Origin of the sequence: Pseudomonas sp. G5(2012) (assembly GCF_000408945.1) — a bacterium.
Lineage (GTDB): Bacteria > Pseudomonadota > Gammaproteobacteria > Pseudomonadales > Pseudomonadaceae > Aquipseudomonas > Aquipseudomonas umsongensis.
In genome coordinates, this window is the sequence record NZ_APIO01000034.1 from 168617 (window position 1) to 184746 (window position 16130).

Annotated in this window: 18 protein-coding genes; 13 read left to right on the top strand and 5 right to left on the bottom strand. The window is 62.4% G+C overall.

What is annotated here, in order from left to right:
* Positions 1-44: 44 nt before the first annotated feature.
* Entirely contained in the window at positions 45-413 is a 369-nt protein-coding gene (locus PG5_RS12025; RefSeq protein WP_020797391.1) for a DUF6124 family protein, read from the bottom strand.
* 677 nt (positions 414-1090) lie between these two features.
* On the opposite strand from PG5_RS12025, the gene mdcA reads away from it, so the two are divergent.
* The 9 genes from mdcA to madM all read left to right on the top strand — a co-directional run bounded on the left by mdcA (position 1091) and on the right by madM (position 8347).
* Entirely contained in the window at positions 1091-2761 is a 1671-nt protein-coding gene (gene mdcA, locus PG5_RS12030; protein ID WP_020797393.1) for a malonate decarboxylase subunit alpha, read from the top strand.
* A complete protein-coding gene (locus PG5_RS12035; protein WP_020797394.1) occupies positions 2761-3636 on the top strand; it encodes a triphosphoribosyl-dephospho-CoA synthase in 876 nt (291 codons plus the stop codon). The genes mdcA and PG5_RS12035 overlap by 1 nt, the downstream gene beginning before the upstream one ends.
* Positions 3636-3935, top strand: a complete 300-nt coding sequence (locus tag PG5_RS12040; RefSeq protein ID WP_020797395.1) for a malonate decarboxylase subunit delta — start codon at positions 3636-3638, stop codon at positions 3933-3935. The genes PG5_RS12035 and PG5_RS12040 overlap by 1 nt, the downstream gene beginning before the upstream one ends.
* Positions 3928-4779: a biotin-independent malonate decarboxylase subunit beta gene (locus PG5_RS12045; RefSeq protein ID WP_020797396.1), complete on the top strand. Its 852-nt coding sequence runs from the start codon at positions 3928-3930 to the stop codon at positions 4777-4779. Before PG5_RS12040 ends, PG5_RS12045 begins: the two co-directional genes overlap by 8 nt.
* Positions 4776-5579 (top strand): biotin-independent malonate decarboxylase subunit gamma, encoded by an 804-nt coding sequence (mdcE, locus tag PG5_RS12050; protein ID WP_020797397.1) that lies wholly within the window; start codon positions 4776-4778, stop codon positions 5577-5579. Before PG5_RS12045 ends, mdcE begins: the two co-directional genes overlap by 4 nt.
* Positions 5573-6193 (top strand): malonate decarboxylase holo-ACP synthase, encoded by a 621-nt coding sequence (locus PG5_RS12055; protein ID WP_020797398.1) that lies wholly within the window; start codon positions 5573-5575, stop codon positions 6191-6193. Before mdcE ends, PG5_RS12055 begins: the two co-directional genes overlap by 7 nt.
* The gene (gene mdcH, locus PG5_RS12060; RefSeq protein WP_020797399.1) at positions 6190-7101 is read left to right on the top strand and encodes a malonate decarboxylase subunit epsilon; all 912 of its coding nucleotides are present in this window, start codon (positions 6190-6192) and stop codon (positions 7099-7101) included. The genes PG5_RS12055 and mdcH overlap by 4 nt, the downstream gene beginning before the upstream one ends.
* 63 nt (positions 7102-7164) lie before the next feature.
* Positions 7165-7581, top strand: coding sequence for a malonate transporter subunit MadL (gene madL, locus PG5_RS12065; protein ID WP_020797400.1), 417 nt, complete (start codon positions 7165-7167; stop codon positions 7579-7581).
* 1 nt (position 7582) lies between these two features.
* Entirely contained in the window at positions 7583-8347 is a 765-nt protein-coding gene (madM, locus tag PG5_RS12070) for a malonate transporter subunit MadM (protein ID WP_020797401.1), read from the top strand.
* A gap of 113 nt (positions 8348-8460) precedes the next feature.
* On the opposite strand, the gene PG5_RS12075 is transcribed toward madM, so the two are convergent.
* Positions 8461-9381 (bottom strand): LysR substrate-binding domain-containing protein, encoded by a 921-nt coding sequence (locus PG5_RS12075; protein ID WP_020797402.1) that lies wholly within the window; start codon positions 9379-9381, stop codon positions 8461-8463.
* Between the two features lie 179 nt (positions 9382-9560).
* Between PG5_RS12075 and PG5_RS12080 the strand changes: the two genes are divergently transcribed.
* On the top strand, positions 9561-10178 hold the full coding sequence (locus tag PG5_RS12080) for a hemolysin III family protein (RefSeq protein ID WP_020797403.1): 618 nt from the start codon (positions 9561-9563) through the stop codon (positions 10176-10178).
* A 26-nt stretch (positions 10179-10204) separates the two neighbouring features.
* On the opposite strand, the gene PG5_RS12085 is transcribed toward PG5_RS12080, so the two are convergent.
* On the bottom strand, positions 10205-11110 hold the full coding sequence (locus PG5_RS12085; RefSeq protein WP_020797405.1) for a LysR family transcriptional regulator: 906 nt from the start codon (positions 11108-11110) through the stop codon (positions 10205-10207).
* 109 nt (positions 11111-11219) lie between these two features.
* Between PG5_RS12085 and PG5_RS12090 the strand changes: the two genes are divergently transcribed.
* The 3 genes from PG5_RS12090 to PG5_RS12100 are packed head-to-tail and all read left to right on the top strand — an operon-like array spanning position 11220 to position 13771.
* Positions 11220-12461: a D-amino acid dehydrogenase gene (locus tag PG5_RS12090; protein WP_020797406.1), complete on the top strand. Its 1242-nt coding sequence runs from the start codon at positions 11220-11222 to the stop codon at positions 12459-12461.
* A gap of 27 nt (positions 12462-12488) precedes the next feature.
* Complete coding sequence (locus PG5_RS12095; RefSeq protein ID WP_020797407.1) at positions 12489-12839, top strand: RidA family protein; 351 nt, start codon at positions 12489-12491, stop codon at positions 12837-12839.
* Between the two features lie 29 nt (positions 12840-12868).
* On the top strand, positions 12869-13771 hold the full coding sequence (locus PG5_RS12100; protein WP_020797408.1) for a transporter substrate-binding domain-containing protein: 903 nt from the start codon (positions 12869-12871) through the stop codon (positions 13769-13771).
* Between the two features lie 81 nt (positions 13772-13852).
* Here PG5_RS12100 and PG5_RS12105 read toward each other — a convergent pair whose 3' ends face one another.
* Complete coding sequence (locus PG5_RS12105; RefSeq protein ID WP_020797409.1) at positions 13853-14572, bottom strand: 16S rRNA (uracil(1498)-N(3))-methyltransferase; 720 nt, start codon at positions 14570-14572, stop codon at positions 13853-13855.
* A gap of 134 nt (positions 14573-14706) precedes the next feature.
* The gene (locus tag PG5_RS12110; RefSeq protein ID WP_020797410.1) at positions 14707-16113 is read right to left on the bottom strand and encodes an adenosylmethionine--8-amino-7-oxononanoate transaminase; all 1407 of its coding nucleotides are present in this window, start codon (positions 16111-16113) and stop codon (positions 14707-14709) included.
* Between the last annotated feature and the right edge of the window lie 17 nt (positions 16114-16130).

Consider the following 16130-nt stretch of genomic DNA (forward strand, 5'->3'; position numbering starts at 1 on the left):
GCCTGCTCGCGAAAGCGGCCTCCAATTCACCAAAAATCTGACGGCTAAACCTTGGCCTGAGCCAACGCCTCATGGTGATCCAACGCCCGCTCCACCAACAAATGCACACCATCGGCCATGCGGCTGAGCGCCAAGGCTACCGAACGGCGCGAACCCTCCACGCCGTCCGCCAGATCGGCCGCAATGGCACTGATGGACAGCAGGTCTTCGGAGGCATTGGCCAGAAGTGCTTCAGTGCCGATGTCAGGAGAGACGGTGAACAGCTGGAATTTTCGGCGCTTGGCCGGTTTTTCGTGAGGGGGCGGGAAGTAATGAGAGAGGGCGCGGTCTGCGGCTTCGCTGAGCTTCTCGGCTTCCAAGGCAGCTTGGAAATCGGGATCGGTTTCCGGGGGATTGGGAGTTACTTTGAACATACTGAATCTCCATTTGACGAGTTTCAGCTGCCCCATTCGGTTCCAAACGAATTAGGGTGGCAGCTGTACGCAGGTTGGAACCCGAGGTAAATGGAGAAAACCCGGTAGACCCGAAGGTCTCCCGCGCACAGCCGCCATAACGGAATGCACACTATGAAGGTGCGCAAGCATACGTTATGAATGGCGCTTTTTCGCCCTTTACACCTCGGGGTTCCAAACCCGGCCGCTGAATTTGCAGCGACGCACAAACGATAAAGATCCGCGCAAAAGCGCACCAGTCAGCGGGTTCCGGCATTTCTGTAGGCAGCGATGTCAGGCGTTGTAGCCTTCCATCCTTTCTGCGGACAAATGTTTAAACACAAAACCCGATCAGTTGGCGAAGATGTCCAATGGTTGAAGATTCCCAAAAAGGGACTGATCGGTCCTTTTTTGGGACTTTTCGACAATTTTATTCCGGCCTTCGACAGCAGTTGTGACCATCGCGGCCCCTTCGCGAGCAGGCTCGCTCCCACAGGGTTGGTGTTCGCCGCAAAACCAATGTGGGAGCGAGCCTGCTCGCGAAGGCGTCAGAATAGTCAACCATTAACCTAAGCGTAACAATCCACCCCTCTGCTTGATTGATACCCCCCACCAACACTCCTACTGTGACCCCACGACAGCGAACCCGTGGAGTGGTCATGACAACAACAATATCCCCCGACTCGCGATGGACGCGGCGGCGCAGCGAGAAGCAGCGACGTCTTGCGCTGGTGCGAGACCTGGCCGACGGTGTGGTGTTGCCCACCGACAAGATCGTGGCGGCGCTGGAGGCGTTGATCCTGCCGGGCGATCGAGTGGTGCTGGAGGGCAATAACCAGAAGCAGGCGGATTTTCTCTCCCGTTCCCTGGCCAAGGCCGATCCGGGCAAGCTGCATGACCTGCACATGATCATGCCCAGCGTCGGTCGTTCCGAGCACCTGGACCTGTTCGAGCGTGGCATTGCGCGCAAGCTCGACTTCTCCTTCGCCGGTACCCAGAGCCTGCGCATCAGCCAGTTGCTCGAAGACGGCCTGCTGGAGATTGGCGCGATCCACACCTACATCGAGCTCTATGCGCGGCTGGTGGTCGACCTGATTCCCAACGTGGTGCTCAGTGCTGGCTTCATGGCCGACCGCGCCGGCAACATCTACACCGGGCCGAGCACCGAAGACACCCCAGCGCTGATCGAACCGGCCGCCTTCAGCGACGGCATCGTCATCGTCCAGGTCAACCAGCTGGTCGATGATGTAAGCGACTTGCCGCGGGTCGACATTCCCGCTTCCTGGGTCGACTTCGTGGTGGTGGCGGACAAGCCGTTCTACATCGAGCCGCTGTTCACCCGAGACCCTCGGCACATCAAGCCCGTGCACGTGCTGATGGCGATGATGGCGATTCGCGGGATCTATGAAAAACACAACGTGCAGTCGCTCAACCACGGCATCGGCTTCAACACGGCCGCCATCGAACTGATCCTCCCAACCTACGGCGAATCCCTGGGCCTCAAGGGCAAGATCTGTCGCAACTGGACACTCAACCCCCATCCAACCCTGATCCCGGCGATTGAAAGTGGCTGGGTCGAAAGCGTGCATTGCTTCGGCACCGAACTGGGCATGGAAAACTACATCGCCGCCCGGCCCGACGTGTTCTTCACCGGGCGCGACGGCTCGCTGCGCTCCAACCGGATGTTCAGCCAATTGGCCGGGCAATACGCGGTGGACTTGTTCATCGGCGCGACCCTGCAAGTCGACGGCGACGGCCATTCTTCGACCGTGACCCGTGGTCGCCTGGCCGGTTTTGGTGGCGCGCCGAACATGGGCCACGACCCGCGCGGTCGCCGCCACGGCACGCCAGCCTGGCTCGACATGCGCCACACCGACACTGCACAACCCATGCTCGAACGCGGCAAAAAACTGGTGGTGCAAATGGTCGAGACCTTTCAGGAAGGCGGAAAGCCGACCTTCGTCGAGACCCTCGACGCCATCGATGTGGCGAAAAAAAGCGGCATGCCACTGGCGCCGATCATGGTCTACGGCGACGACGTCACCCACCTGCTGACCGAAGAAGGCATCGCCTATTTGTACAAGGCCCGCACGCTGCTAGAGCGCCAGGCCATGATCGCCGCCGTCGCTGGCGTGACCGCCATCGGCCTGCGGCACAACCCCAAGGACACCGCGCGCATGCGCCGCGAAGGCTTGATCGCCTTGCCCGAAGACCTCGGCATCCGCCGTACCGACGCCACCCGCGAATTGCTCGCCGCCAAAAGCGTAGCGGACCTGGTGGAGTGGTCCGGTGGCCTCTACAACCCGCCCGCCAAGTTCAGGAGTTGGTAATGCACGCACTCAACCTGCAACCGAAAACCTTGAGCCTGGCCGAACGCCTGGCGGACCTGGCGGTGGATGCGCTGATCGACGAGGCCGACCTGTCGCCAAAACCGGCGTTGGTCGACCGTCGCGGCAATGGCGCCCACACCGATTTGCACCTGGGGCTGATGCACGCCTCGGCGCTGGCCCTGTGGCCGGCGTTCAAGGAAATGGCTGAAGCCGCTATCGAGATGGGCGAGGTCGGCTTGCCGCTGCGCGAGGCGATTGGCCTGATCGGTCGTGAAGGCGAACAAGCGATGCTCGCCACCACCAACGGCGTGAATACCCATCGCGGGGCCATCTGGGCGCTGGGCCTGCTGGTCGCCGCCGTTGCGCTGGAGCCGCAATCTACCGCCGCTGGCTCCATCAGCTTGCGCGCGGCACGCCTGGCCTTGCTCGACGACCGTTATGCGCCGCGCCCTCTGAGTCACGGTGCGCAAGTCGCTCAACGCTACGGCGCTCGCGGCGCCCGTGAGGAAGCGCAACTCGGTTTCCCGGCGGTGACTCAACGCGCATTGCCGCAACTCAAGCGCAGTCGCGCTGCCGGCCATGGCGAACAGAACGCCCGGCTCGATGCGCTGCTGGCGATTATGACGAATCTGGCTGACACCTGCGTGCTGTACCGCGCCGGAGAAGAGGGCCTGAGCACCATGCAGCTCGGCGCCCAGGCCGTGCTCGACGTCGGTGGCAGTGCCAGCCTCGCCGGGCGTCGTCGGCTGCATGAGCTGGACCAACAATTGATTGCATTGAATGCCTCGCCCGGTGGTGCTGCGGATTTGCTCGCAGCCTGCCTGTTCATCGACCGCATCGAGGCCGGCGACCGCATTACCCAGGGAGCGTTTTAATGGAAACCTTATCTTTTGAATTCCCCGCCGGGCAGCCACCACGCGGTCGCACGCTGGTGGGTTGTGTCGGCTCGGGCGATCTTGAAGTGCTGATCGAACCGGGTCAGCCCGGCAAGTTGAGCATCACCGTGCAGACCTCGGTCAACGGCAGCGAGCAACGCTGGCAGCACCTGTTCGCACGGATGTTCGACGGCCAGGTCCCGCCGGCCATGGACATCGACATCCACGATTTCGGCGCCACCCCCGGCGTGGTCCGCCTGCGCCTGGAACAGGGCTTCGAGGAGATCGGCCATGACTGACAGCGCAGCGCTTCTCAACAAGCACAGCTTCGTTGAACTCGGTGCCCGGCAACGGGCGAAAGCCTTGCTTGATACCGGCACCTTTCGCGAATTGCTCGATCCGTTTCAACGCATCATGTCGCCGTGGCTGGCGCGCCAGGGCGTGGTGCCGCAAGCCGATGACGGCGTGGTGATCGCCAAGGGCAGCCTCGACGGATTGCCAGTGGTGATCGCGGCTATCGAAGGGGCATTCCAGGGCGGCAGTCTTGGTGAAGTCGGCGGGGCGAAAATTGCCGGTGCACTGGAGCTGGCTGCCGAGGATAACCGCAAGGGCATCCCGACCCGAGCCGTGCTGCTACTGGAAACCGGAGGTGTGCGCCTGCAGGAAGCCAACCTCGGCTTGGCGGCCATTGCCGATATCCATGCGGCAATCGTCGATTTGCGCCAGTACCAACCGGTGATCGGTGTGGTGGCGGGCAGCGTCGGTTGTTTTGGCGGCATGTCGATTGCCGCGGGCTTGTGCAGCTACCTGCTGGTGACCCAGGAAGCTCGCCTGGGCCTGAACGGTCCCCAGGTGATCGAACAGGAGGCGGGGCTCGAGGAATACGACTCGCGCGATCGCCCCTTCATCTGGAGCCTGACCGGCGGCGAGCAACGTTTCGCCACGGGGCTGGTGGATCGCTTTGCCGATGATGACGTGGCACAGATTCGCGAGCAGGTCGGCGAATTGCTCAAGCAAGGTTTGCCCGCGCAGCATCGCAGTGCTCAGGCCGACCTGTTTCTGCGACGGCTGGCGCGTCTGGACGCCGAGCCGCAAATCGAGCCGGCCACGGTTCGCGACCTGTATCAAGGAGAGCGCTCATGAGTTCGTATTCCCTGAGGGGCTTGAACTGGTTCAACGCCTTGAGCGGCGATGCCCGGCCGGTCGAGGGTTTGCCGGCCTCGCTAAAAGTGGCGGATGGATTTGTGGGTGAACAAGCCGCGCGCTTCATCGCCGTGGTGGCCGATCCGGACAACCGGTTCGTGCGTGCCCGCCATGGTGAAGTCGGGCTGCTCGAAGGCTGGGGCCTGGCCAAGGCGGTGAATGACGTCATCGTTGCCGATCAGGACAAGCTGCAAAAACGCGCCTTGATCGCCATCGTCGATGTGCCGAGCCAGGCCTACGGACGCCGCGAAGAAGCCCTCGGTATTCATCAAGCCTTGGCCGGTGCCGCCGACAGTTATGCCCGCGCCCGGCTGGCCGGTCATGCCGTGATTGGCTTGCTGGTGGGCAAGGCGATGTCCGGGGCGTTTCTGGCTCACGGTTATCAGGCCAACCGCTTGATTGCCCTGCGCGATCCAGGGGTGATGGTGCATGCCATGGGCAAGGCTTCGGCGGCGCGGGTGACCTTGCGCAGTGTCGAAGAGCTGGAAACCCTGGCCGCCAGCGTGCCACCGATGGCCTATGACATCGACAGCTACGCCAGCCTCGGCCTGCTCTGGGAAACCTTGGCGGTGCAGCAGATCGAACAGCCCACCACGGCGGATGTGGCGCGGGTGAGCGAGTGCCTGACGCAGGCGATTGCCGATGTCGCGCACAAGGGCACTGATTTGAGCGCTCGCCTCGGGGCGGTCAATCGGGCGGCCTCAAGCAAGGTCCGCCAGTTACTGAGAGAGCAATGGTGAGCCGGTTTCTGGCCCACGACCTGCTCTGGGGCATGACCCCTCGGCAGCTGCCTGAGGAGGCGCCTGCCTGGGCGGTCGAGTCGATCGGCGCCGGTCAGCCCGTGGTGGTGCGCCGTGCAGTGTCGACGGCGGATCGGATTGCGGTCGGCGTGCGTGGACGTTTGCGTGAACAGCGCTATGGGACGTCGATGGCAATGGACGCGGTAACCCGTCGTGTCAGCCCGGAAGCGCTTTGCCACGTCGAGAGCCACCGCGACCTGCCAGCGTTCGAAGCCCTGGCTCAATTGCGCCCCGCACTCGATGCCTGCGGTTGGGCCTGGGGTGTCAGCGGCAGTGCCGGGTTCGAGTTGGCCAGCGGTTTTGCAGCCCTGCATGAGGCCAGCGATCTGGATCTGATCCTGCGCACACCACAGCCTCTGGCGCGGTATCAGGCTCGGGAGTTGCTGGCGTTGTTCGACAAGGCGCCCTGTGTGGTGGACATGCAATTGCAGACCTCATTCGGCGCTGTCGCCTTGCGTGAGTGGGCGGGTTCTTCGTCACGGGTTTTGCTCAAGAAAGCAACGGGAGCCTGTCTGGTCACCGACCCCTGGAACCCGCAGGAGCAGGCAGCGTGAGCAGCTTGCTGGTGTTCCCGGGGCAGGGTGCGCAGCGGCCGGGCATGCTCCAGGGTTTGCCTGGGGAAACGCTGATCGAGGCCAGCGACCTGTTGGGCGAAGACGTTCGGCGGCTCGATTCCGCCCAGGCGCTGCAATCGACAAGGGCGGTGCAGCTCTGCCTGCTGATCGCCGGTGTGGCGGCGGCGCGGCAGTTGGCATTGCCGGCGGATTACGTCGCCGGGCTGTCCATTGGTGCCTACCCGGCCGCGGTGGTCGCCGGTGCCCTGGGTTTCAGCGATGCGCTGCATCTGGTCAGCCTGCGTGGCGAGTTGATGCAACAAGCGTATCCAAAGGGCTACGGGATGACCGCGATCATCGGCCTGGAACTGGCAGTGGTGGAGGGCTTGCTGGCCCGGGTTCACAGCGTCGATACACCGGTTTACCTGGCCAATATCAACGCCGATAACCAGGTGGTGATTGCCGGCAGCGACGCTGGGATGAAAGCGCTGGCCGAACTGGCAAGGGCGCGTGGGGCGGGGATGGTCAAGCGTCTGGCGGTGAGTGTGCCGTCGCACTGCCCGCTGCTGGACGTACCGGCGCAAACCCTGGCCGAAGCGTTCGCCAGGGTGAAGCTGCAAACGCCGAAGATCGGCTACCTGAGCGGCAGTCGCGCCCGCCCGGTGATCAAGGTTGACGCCTTGCGCGACGACCTGGCCTTCAACATGTGCCGCGTGGTGGATTGGCGCGGCACGGTGCAAAGCGCGTATGAGCGCGGCGTACGTCTACAGATCGAACTGCCGCCCGGTGCAGTGCTGACCGGGCTGGCGCGCCGGGTCTTCGAACAGGGCACCGTGATTGCGTTCGACGGTGCAAGGCTCGATACCCTGCAGGCGCTGTTGCGTGAGGAGGGATGTCGCCACCCCTAGAGCAACCCTGAGGCTTCGAACAACAAGAACAACATTCGACGATGCACTTTGAGGACGACAACAATGATTATTTACGGTGTGGCGCTGCTCGCGATCTGTACGCTGGCAGGGGTGATCATGGGTGACATGCTGGGCGTCCTGCTGGGCGTAAAATCCAACGTCGGCGGGGTCGGGATCGCCATGATCCTGTTGATCTGCGCGCGGCTGTGGATGCAAAAACGCGGTGGCATGACCAGGGATTGCGAAATGGGCGTGGGCTTCTGGGGTGCCATGTACATCCCCGTGGTGGTGGCGATGGCCGCGCAACAGAACGTGGTCACGGCCTTGCATGGCGGTCCGGTGGCGGTGCTGGCGGCGATCGGTTCGGTGGTGGTCTGCGGCTGCACCATTGCCTTGATCAGCCGGACCCATAAAGGTGAACCCTTGCCCGATGAGCCCACGGAAATTACCCCCGTCGGCACACCAGTAGGAGGTCGCTGATATGTGGGATCTCATCGAGAAAGGCCTGGAACATAACGGCCTGGTCACCGCATTCGCCTTCGTCGGCGTGATCATGTGGGTGTCGGTCATCCTCTCCAAACGCCTGACCTTCGGACGCATTCACGGCTCAGCGATTGCCATCGTCATCGGCCTGGTGCTGGCCTGGGTCGGCGGCACCATGACCGGCGGGCAAAAAGGCCTGGCGGACCTGACGCTGTTCTCCGGCATCGGCCTGATGGGCGGCGCAATGCTGCGCGACTTCGCCATTGTCGCCACGGCCTTCGAAGTGCAGGCCACCGAAGCGAAAAAAGCCGGGCTGATCGGCGTGATCGCGCTGCTGTTGGGTACGGTGCTGCCGTTCATTGTCGGCGCATGCATGGCCTGGGTATTCGGTTATCGCGATGCGGTGAGCATGACCACGATTGGCGCGGGCGCGGTGACCTACATCGTCGGGCCGGTGACCGGTGCGGCGATTGGCGCGACCTCGGATGTGATGGCACTGTCGATCGCCACCGGGTTGATCAAGGCGATCCTGGTGATGGTCGGCACGCCGATGGCGGCGCGCTGGATGGGCCTGGATAACCCGCGTTCGGCGATGGTGTTCGGTGGCCTGGCCGGTACGGTAAGCGGTGTGACGGCGGGGCTGGCGGCGACGGATCGACGGCTGGTGCCTTATGGGGCGTTGACGGCGACCTTTCACACCGGGCTTGGGTGCTTGTTGGGGCCTTCGTTGCTGTACTTCATTGTTCGCGGGATTGTTGGCTAACTGATCGTTCCCACGCTCTGCGTGGGAATGCCTCAAGGGACGCTCCGCGTTCCAGCTCTCGAATGGGACGCGGAGCGTCCCGGGCTGCATTCCCACGCAGAGCGTGGGAACGATCACTGGTTGGCGTGGCGATTGGCGTACATCCGGCATTCCGCCAGCAACGCCAGCAGATTCGGATCACGCTCCTTGGCCTTCAAGAACACCACGCCAATGTGCTGTTGCATCCGATACTTCTCCTGCAACGGAATCAGCTTCACCCGGTTCTCGTACACCGCCGCAATCCTGCCCGGCAGCAACGCATAACCCACGCCTGAACTGACCATGCTCAGCAGGCTGAAGATATCGTTGACCTGCATCGCCACCTTGGGCTCGAAGCCCGCTTGGCTGAACACCCGATTGCTGTCCTGATGCGTGGCAAAGCCCTGGGTCAGGGTGATGAAGGTCTCTTCGCGGACGTCGGCGAGGTCGACTTCGCTTCTTTGCGCAAACTTCGAGTCGGCCGGTGTCGCCAGGAAGATGTCGTCGGAAAACAGCTCGATATGCTCCAGATCCGGATCGTTGATGCTGTCGTCCAGGGACACCAGGATTGCATCGACCTCCATGTTCTTGAGCTTGTACAACAGGTCGAAATTCGAGCCCAGGATCAGGTCGATATTGAGCTCGGTGCGGCGGATCTTCAGGCCCATGATCAATTGCGGCACGGTCTTCACCGTCAGCGAATACAGCGAGCCCAATTTGAAACGCTCGGCGGAAAATCCGGCGGCTTCGCGAGTCAGGCGCACAGTTTCTACGACATCCTGGATTAGCTTGTGCGCCCGTTCTTCCAGGACGTAGGCGCTTTCCAGTGGTGTCAGGTTGCGCCCCTCGTGCTTGAACAGCGGGCAGCGCAGGGCGCTTTCCAGGGAGTGGATGGCCCGATGTACGCTAACGTTACTGGTCTGCAATTCGGCAGCGGCGCGGGCCAGGTTGCCAGTGCGCATGAAGGCCAGGAACACCTCGAGCTTTTTCAGGGTCAACTCTTCGTCGATCAGCATGGGGCGGACTCTTGTTGGAATGGCTCGATTGTATCTTTTGTAGGAGCTGCCGCAGGCTGCGATCTTTTGATCTTGCTTTTAAAGATCAAGATCAAAAGATCGCAGCCTGCGGCAGCTCCTACAGGAATCGTGTCGTTTGGAAATGTTGTGCATTTACGCTTCAGGCTTGGGGGTAAGCGATGTACCACGGGGAAAGATTGAACGCCTGGACGCATCTGTTCGGGGCGGTGGCGGCGTTTGTCGGTGGAGTGTGGCTGATCGTGGCCGCCAGCCTCGACGGCGATCCGTGGAAAATAGTCAGCATGGCGATCTACGCCTTTACCTTGCTGGTGCTCTACAGCGCATCGACCGTCTACCACAGCGTGCGCGGACGCAAGAAAGCGATCATGAAAAAGGTCGATCATTTTTCGATCTACCTGTTGATCGCCGGCAGCTACACGCCATTCTGCTTGGTGACCCTGCGCGGGCCGTGGGGCTGGACGTTGTTCGGGATCGTCTGGGGGCTGGCGCTGATCGGCATCCTGCAAGAGATCAAGCCGAGATCGGAAGCGCGGATCCTGTCGATCGTGATCTACGCGGTCATGGGCTGGATCGTGCTGGTGGCGGTCAAACCCTTGCTGGCGGCGCTCGGCAGCGCCGGATTTGCGTGGCTGGCGTCGGGCGGGATTTTTTATACCGTGGGGATTATCTTCTTTGCCCTCGACCATCGCCTGCGCCATGCCCACGGGGTCTGGCATCTGTTCGTGATTGCCGGGAGTTTGCTGCACTTCGTGGCGATATTTTTTTACGTCTTGTAGGCGAAGCGGCCTTGCAGGTTTCAGGCTCAGCAGAGGCGATCTAATTGCTCCTGGGCTTGGCGGCCGAACACCTGCAACAGGTCGTTCAACGTGTGGGGTGGGGGTTCGGCGGCGCGGGTGACTGCGTAAAGGGTGATGGGCAGCGGCGGCGCCAGAGGGCGAATCGTTGTGGTGTCGGGAGACGCACCAAGGGCGGTGAACGGATCGATCACCGCTACACCCGCGCCAGATTCCACCATCGCCCGTGCCAGAGAGTAGGTCTGCACGGCGATGCGTACGCGAGGAGGTGGTTCGACGGCTTCCAGATAGCTGTCGAGCCGTGCGGCCAGCGGATCGGCACTGGATAAACCAATCAGGGGCGCATTCGCCAGCGCCATGAGCGGTAACGGCCTGCCTGCCTCTTGCGGCGGCCAGTAACCAATCGGCGCCAGCGCCACCAGCACGCCGCACGCCAGGGCTTGGGCCTTGAGCCCCGGGTGATCCGGGCGTTGCAGGGTCAGGGCGACATCCACTTCGCGCATCAACAGGTTCTGCACCAGTTCGCGACTGTGGGCGCTGGACAACTCGCAGACGATGTCCGGGTAGCGTCCGGTCCATTCGTGAATGGCCGGCGGCAGCAATGACAGGGCCAGTGCCGGGGTCGCGCCGATGCGCAGGCTGTGCCCCGGCTCGCGACGCAGACTCTGGGCCAGGCGTCGTACGCCTTGCAGGCTTTCACTGACCTTGTCCACTTCGCGCTCCAGCTCCAGCGCTTCCGGCGTCGCCTGCAACTTGCCGCGCACCCGCAGGAACAACGGGAAGCCCAATTGCTGCTCGGCGTGCTGCAACACCTTACTCACCGCCGGCTGCGAGACGTGCAGCAACTGTGCGGCCGCGCTGATCGAGCCGGTCTGGCGGATGGCCTGGAAAATTTCGATATGGCGAAGACGCATGACAAGTCCATAACCTTTGTTTATGGGTTTGACATATTTATGCATTGTTCAACGTCTGTCACCTGGCTCTAACCTCGGCCTTGTCTTCACAACGGTTTTAAGGACGGACATGGCTCAGCGAGTGTGCATCATCGGCGGTGGCGTGATTGGCCTGGCTACGGCCTATGCGCTGGTGCGCGACGGCTTTGAGGTCACGGTGGTCGAGGCTCGGGACTCATTGGGCAGCGAAACCAGTTTCGCCAATGGCGGCCAGTTGTCCTATCGCTATGTCGCACCCCTGGCCGACGCCGGTGTGCCATTACAGGCCATCGGCTGGATGTTACGCGGCGATTCACCGCTGAAGCTGCGTCCGCGCTTCGACCTGGCGCAATGGCGCTGGATGGCATCGTTCCTCGGTGCCTGCCGCCACTCGGTCAACCGCGCGAACGCCGCCCACTTGCTGCGCCTGGCGCTCCTGAGCCAGGGTACGTTGAAGTCCTGGCGCGAGGACGATGGACTGGCGGGTTTCCAGTGGCGGCGCAATGGCAAGCTGGTGACGTTCCGCCAGAACAGCAGCTTCGAACATGCGCGCCAGGGTCTGGCCGACCCGCAACAACAGCAGGTGTTGTCGGCGGCCGAATGCGCGCAGCTGGAGCCGGCGCTGATGGATGCACCCTTCGTCGGGGCGATCTACACCCCGGACGAAGAGGTCGGCGATTGCCACGGTTTCTGCCAGCAACTGGCCGCCCGGCTGCAAGCGTCCGGTCGTTGCGAGTTTCGTCTCGGTCAAGCAGTGACCGGGATTCGCCATAGACACGGCAGCGTCAACGCCATCGAGTTGGGCGAACACCTGCTGCCCGTCGAGCAACTGGTGATCGCTGCCGGCCACCGTAGTCCGCTGTTGGCGCTGCCCGGGCTGCAACTGCCGCTGTACCCGCTAAAGGGCTACAGCTTGACCGTGCCCATCGGCGTCGGTCACCGGGTGCCGGACGTGAGCATCACCGACTACGATCGCAAGATCGTCTACGCCCGCATCGGCGAGCAATTGCGCGTGGCGGCGATGGTCGACATCGTCGGCTTCGACCCTGCGCTGGACCCCAAGCGCCTGGCACTGATCAAGCGTCAGGCCCAGGACACCTTTCCAAATGCCGGCGCTTATGACCAAGCCGTCGAGTGGGCCGGCATGCGCCCGGCCACCCCCAGCGGCGTACCGTTGCTGGGCGCGACGGCCTATCGCAACCTGTGGCTCAACCTCGGCCACGGTGCGTTGGGGTTCACCCTGGCGTGCGGCAGCGGGCGATTGCTCAGCGAGTTGATCGCTGAGCGTCCACCCTCCATCGACCTGCAGGGGTTCAATCACCGGGCCGCCTGAATAGCCATTTCTGAAGAGGACACTGCAATGAGCATTACCCGACTGCACAGCAACCCGCGCCTGTCAGGCGCCGTGACTTTTGGCGACCTGGTGTTTCTTTCCGGGCAGGTACCGGGCGATGCCCTGGATGCCAGCGGACAGACCCGGGAAGTACTGAGGAAAATCGACGCCTTGCTGGCCGAGGCTGGCAGCGACAAGGATCATCTGCTCAGCGCGACCATTTACCTGAAGAACATCACCGAGGATTTCGCCGCGATGAACGAGGTCTGGTCGGCCTGGTTATCGCCCGGGCAGGCCCCGAGCCGCACCACCGTGCAGGCCGAACTGGCCCGCCCGCAGGTGCTTGTGGAAATCACCGTCATCGCTGCACGCGCCTGATAAACCAACACCCACAACGGAGAATAACAATGCAAAAAATCACGTTGCTCGCTTGCAGCCTCGGCCTGTTGCTAGGCAGTCAGGTACAGGCCAATGAAACGCCGCTGACCGGCACCCTGGGCAAGATCGCCAGCACCAACAGCATTACCCTGGGTTATCGCGATGCGTCGGTGCCGTTTTCCTACGTGGGTGATCACAGCGGCAAGCCGATGGGTTACTCGGTGGATCTGGCGAGCAAGATCGTCGAGCGCATCCAGCAGCAACTGGCGCGGCCTGACCTGAAGGTGAAGTACAACCTGGTAACCTCTCAGACCCGCATTCCATTGGTACAGAATGGCACCGTGGACCTGGAATGCGGTTCCACCGGCGTCACTGCCGAACGGCAGAAACAGGTGGCGTTCTCCTATGGCTTCATCTACGTCAAAGGCCAGTTGCTCACCGCCAAGGACAGCGGCATAAAAGGTTTTGCCGACCTGCGCGGAAAGAACGTGGTGACTACCGCCGGCACCACCAACGAGCGCTTCCTCAAAAGCTACAACGTCGATCACAAGATCGACATGTTCGTGATCAGCGCCAAGGACCACGGGGAAGCCTTCCAGATGCTGCAATCGGGCCGGGCCGCGGCGTTCTACATGGACGACGCGCTGCTCTACGGCGAGCGTGCCAAGGCCAATGACCCGCACAAGTGGGTGGTGGTCGGGGAGGAGCAATCGCGGGAGATCTACAGCTGCATGGTGCGCAAGGACGACCCGCAGTTCCTCGCCCTGGTCAACGGCGTGTTGGCGGATCTGTACAGCTCGGGCGAGATCAATGGCATCTACCAGCGCTGGTTCGAGCAGCCGATCCCGCCGAAGGGTTTGAACCTTGAGTTCCCGATGACCAGCGAACTCAAGGCGATCATTGCCAAGCCGGTGAGTGATCCGGTGCAATAAAATCAAAAGATCGCAGCCTTCGGCAGCTCCTACACGGGATTGCGCTCCAGCCTGTAGGAGCTGCCGCAGGCTGCGATCTTTTTAGAAGTCACCCCAGAGCTGCTGGGCAACCGCCAGTGCAACCACCGGCGCGGTCTCGGTGCGCAACACTCGCGGGCCGAGGCGGGCGGCGCGGAAGCCGCTGGCCTTGGCCAGATCGACTTCGGCATCGGACAAACCACCTTCCGGGCCGATCAGAAAGGCCAGGCTTGAAGGCTTGGCATGGCTGACCAATGGCTCGGCCACCGGGTGCAGCACCAGCTTCAGTTCAGCCTCAGTCTGTTTCAACCAGTCGGCCAACAGTACTGGCGGATGAATCACCGGCACCCGTGAGCGCCCGCATTGTTCGCAGGCGCTGATCGCTACCTGGCGCCAGTGCAGCAGGCGTTTGTCGGCGCGTTCGTCCTTGAGTCGCACTTCGCAGCGTTCGCTGAAAATCGGCGTGATTTGCGTGACACCCAATTCAGTCGCTTTCTGGATCGCCCAGTCCATGCGCTCGCCACGGGACAAGCCCTGGCCGAGGTGGATCTGCAACGGCGATTCCACCTGGCCGGCAAACTCCTCATGGATCTGGACTACCACGCGTTTTTTGCCGACTTCAACGAGCGTGCCGCGAAATTCATGGCCGGAACCGTCGAACAGTTGTAACGCATCACCCTCGGCCATGCGCAGCACGCGCCCGATGTAATGGGCCTGGGCTTCGGGCAATTCGTGCTCGCCGGTGCTCAGGGGGGCGTCGATGAAGAAGCGGGACAGTCTCATGCTAAATCTCTGTAGTTGGATCGTTCCCACGCTCTGCGTGGGAATGCCTCATCGGACGCTCTGCGTCCGCTTTTGGGACGCGGAGCGTCCCGGGCTGCATTCCCACGCAGAGCGTGGGAACGAGCAGGCGAACGCTAGCCCGGATCGCGGAAACCGGGGTGGAAGTCCTTCGGCACCGCCACGCTGACGCTATCGCGAGTGGCAATGTCGATGCCCTCACTGGCGACCTCGGCGAGGAAGTCGATTTGCTCCGGGGTAATCACATACGGCGGCAGGAAATACACCACGCTGCCCAATGGCCGCAGCAAGGCACCTCGCTCCAGTGCATGCTGGAACACCTTCAGGCCGCGACGCTCCTGCCATGGGTAGGCCTCTTTGCTGGCCTTGTCCTTGACCATCTCGATGGCCAGCACCATGCCGGTCTGGCGCACTTCGCTGACGTTAGGGTGGTCGACCAGATGTGCAGTGGAGGAGGCCATGCGCTGCGCCAGCGCCTTGTTGTTCTCGATGACCTTGTCTTCTTCGAAGATATCCAGCGTCGCCAGGGCCGCCGCGCATGCCAAAGGGTTGCCCGTATAGCTGTGGGAATGCAGGAAGGCGCGCAGGGTCGGGTAATCGTCGTAGAAGGCGCTGTAGACGTCATCGGTGGTCAGGCACGCCGCCAGCGGCAGGTAGCCGCCGGTCAGGGCCTTGGACAGGCAGAGGAAGTCCGGCCGGATACCCGCCTGTTCACAGGCGAACATCGTCCCGGTGCGGCCGAAGCCCACGGCGATTTCGTCGTGGATCAGGTGCACGCCATAGCGGTCGCAGGCTTCACGCAGCAGCTTGAGGTACACCGGATGGTACATGCGCATGCCGCCGGCGCCCTGGATCAGCGGCTCGACGATCACCGCGGCAACGGTGTCATGGTTCTCGGCCAGGGTTTGCTCCATGGCGGCGAACATGTTGCGCGAGTGCTCTTCCCAGCTCATGCCCTCGGGGCGCAGATAGCAATCGGGGCTCGGCACCTTGATGGTGTCGAGCAGGAGCGCCTTGTAGGTTTCGGTGAACAGCGGCACGTCGCCCACCGACATCGCCGCCATCGTTTCGCCGTGGTAGCTGTTGGTCAGGGTAACAAAGCGCTTCTTGTTCGGCAGGCCGCGGTTGAGCCAATAGTGAAAACTCATTTTCAGCGCAACTTCGATGCAGGACGAACCATTATCGGCGTAGAAGCATCGAGTCAGGCCCTCCGGCGTCATCTTCACCAGGCGCTCGGACAACTCGATCACCGGCTGATGGCTGAACCCGGCGAGAATCACGTGTTCCAGTTGATCGACCTGGTCCTTGATGCGCTGGTTGATACGCGGGTTGGCATGGCCAAACACGTTCACCCACCAGGAGCTCACCGCGTCGAGGTAGCGCTTGCCTTCGAAATCCTCCAGCCACACGCCTTCACCGCGCTTGATCGGGATCAGCGGCAGTTGTTCGTGATCTTTCATCTGGGTGCAGGGATGCCACAACACCGCGAGATCGCGTTGCATCCACTGATTATTCAGGCCCATGTTCAGTCTCCTCGAGG

What these genes read in the sequence shown, in the direction of transcription:
- PG5_RS12085 (WP_020797405.1), bottom strand. Translation starts at nt 11,110, where the DNA reads ATGCGTCTTCGCCATATCGAAATTTTCCAGGCCATCCGCCAGACCGGC.
- PG5_RS12110 (WP_020797410.1), bottom strand. Translation starts at nt 16,113, where the DNA reads ATGGGCCTGAATAATCAGTGGATGCAACGCGATCTCGCGGTGTTGTGG.
- madM (WP_020797401.1), top strand. Translation starts at nt 7,583, where the DNA reads ATGTGGGATCTCATCGAGAAAGGCCTGGAACATAACGGCCTGGTCACC.
- mdcA (WP_020797393.1), top strand. Translation starts at nt 1,091, where the DNA reads ATGACAACAACAATATCCCCCGACTCGCGATGGACGCGGCGGCGCAGC.
- PG5_RS12100 (WP_020797408.1), top strand. Translation starts at nt 12,869, where the DNA reads ATGCAAAAAATCACGTTGCTCGCTTGCAGCCTCGGCCTGTTGCTAGGC.
- PG5_RS12075 (WP_020797402.1), bottom strand. Translation starts at nt 9,381, where the DNA reads ATGCTGATCGACGAAGAGTTGACCCTGAAAAAGCTCGAGGTGTTCCTG.
- PG5_RS12035 (WP_020797394.1), top strand. Translation starts at nt 2,761, where the DNA reads ATGCACGCACTCAACCTGCAACCGAAAACCTTGAGCCTGGCCGAACGC.
- PG5_RS12105 (WP_020797409.1), bottom strand. Translation starts at nt 14,572, where the DNA reads ATGAGACTGTCCCGCTTCTTCATCGACGCCCCCCTGAGCACCGGCGAG.
- madL (WP_020797400.1), top strand. Translation starts at nt 7,165, where the DNA reads ATGATTATTTACGGTGTGGCGCTGCTCGCGATCTGTACGCTGGCAGGG.
- PG5_RS12055 (WP_020797398.1), top strand. Translation starts at nt 5,573, where the DNA reads ATGGTGAGCCGGTTTCTGGCCCACGACCTGCTCTGGGGCATGACCCCT.
- PG5_RS12090 (WP_020797406.1), top strand. Translation starts at nt 11,220, where the DNA reads ATGGCTCAGCGAGTGTGCATCATCGGCGGTGGCGTGATTGGCCTGGCT.
- PG5_RS12045 (WP_020797396.1), top strand. Translation starts at nt 3,928, where the DNA reads ATGACTGACAGCGCAGCGCTTCTCAACAAGCACAGCTTCGTTGAACTC.
- mdcE (WP_020797397.1), top strand. Translation starts at nt 4,776, where the DNA reads ATGAGTTCGTATTCCCTGAGGGGCTTGAACTGGTTCAACGCCTTGAGC.
- PG5_RS12080 (WP_020797403.1), top strand. Translation starts at nt 9,561, where the DNA reads ATGTACCACGGGGAAAGATTGAACGCCTGGACGCATCTGTTCGGGGCG.
- PG5_RS12095 (WP_020797407.1), top strand. Translation starts at nt 12,489, where the DNA reads ATGAGCATTACCCGACTGCACAGCAACCCGCGCCTGTCAGGCGCCGTG.
- PG5_RS12025 (WP_020797391.1), bottom strand. Translation starts at nt 413, where the DNA reads ATGTTCAAAGTAACTCCCAATCCCCCGGAAACCGATCCCGATTTCCAA.
- PG5_RS12040 (WP_020797395.1), top strand. Translation starts at nt 3,636, where the DNA reads ATGGAAACCTTATCTTTTGAATTCCCCGCCGGGCAGCCACCACGCGGT.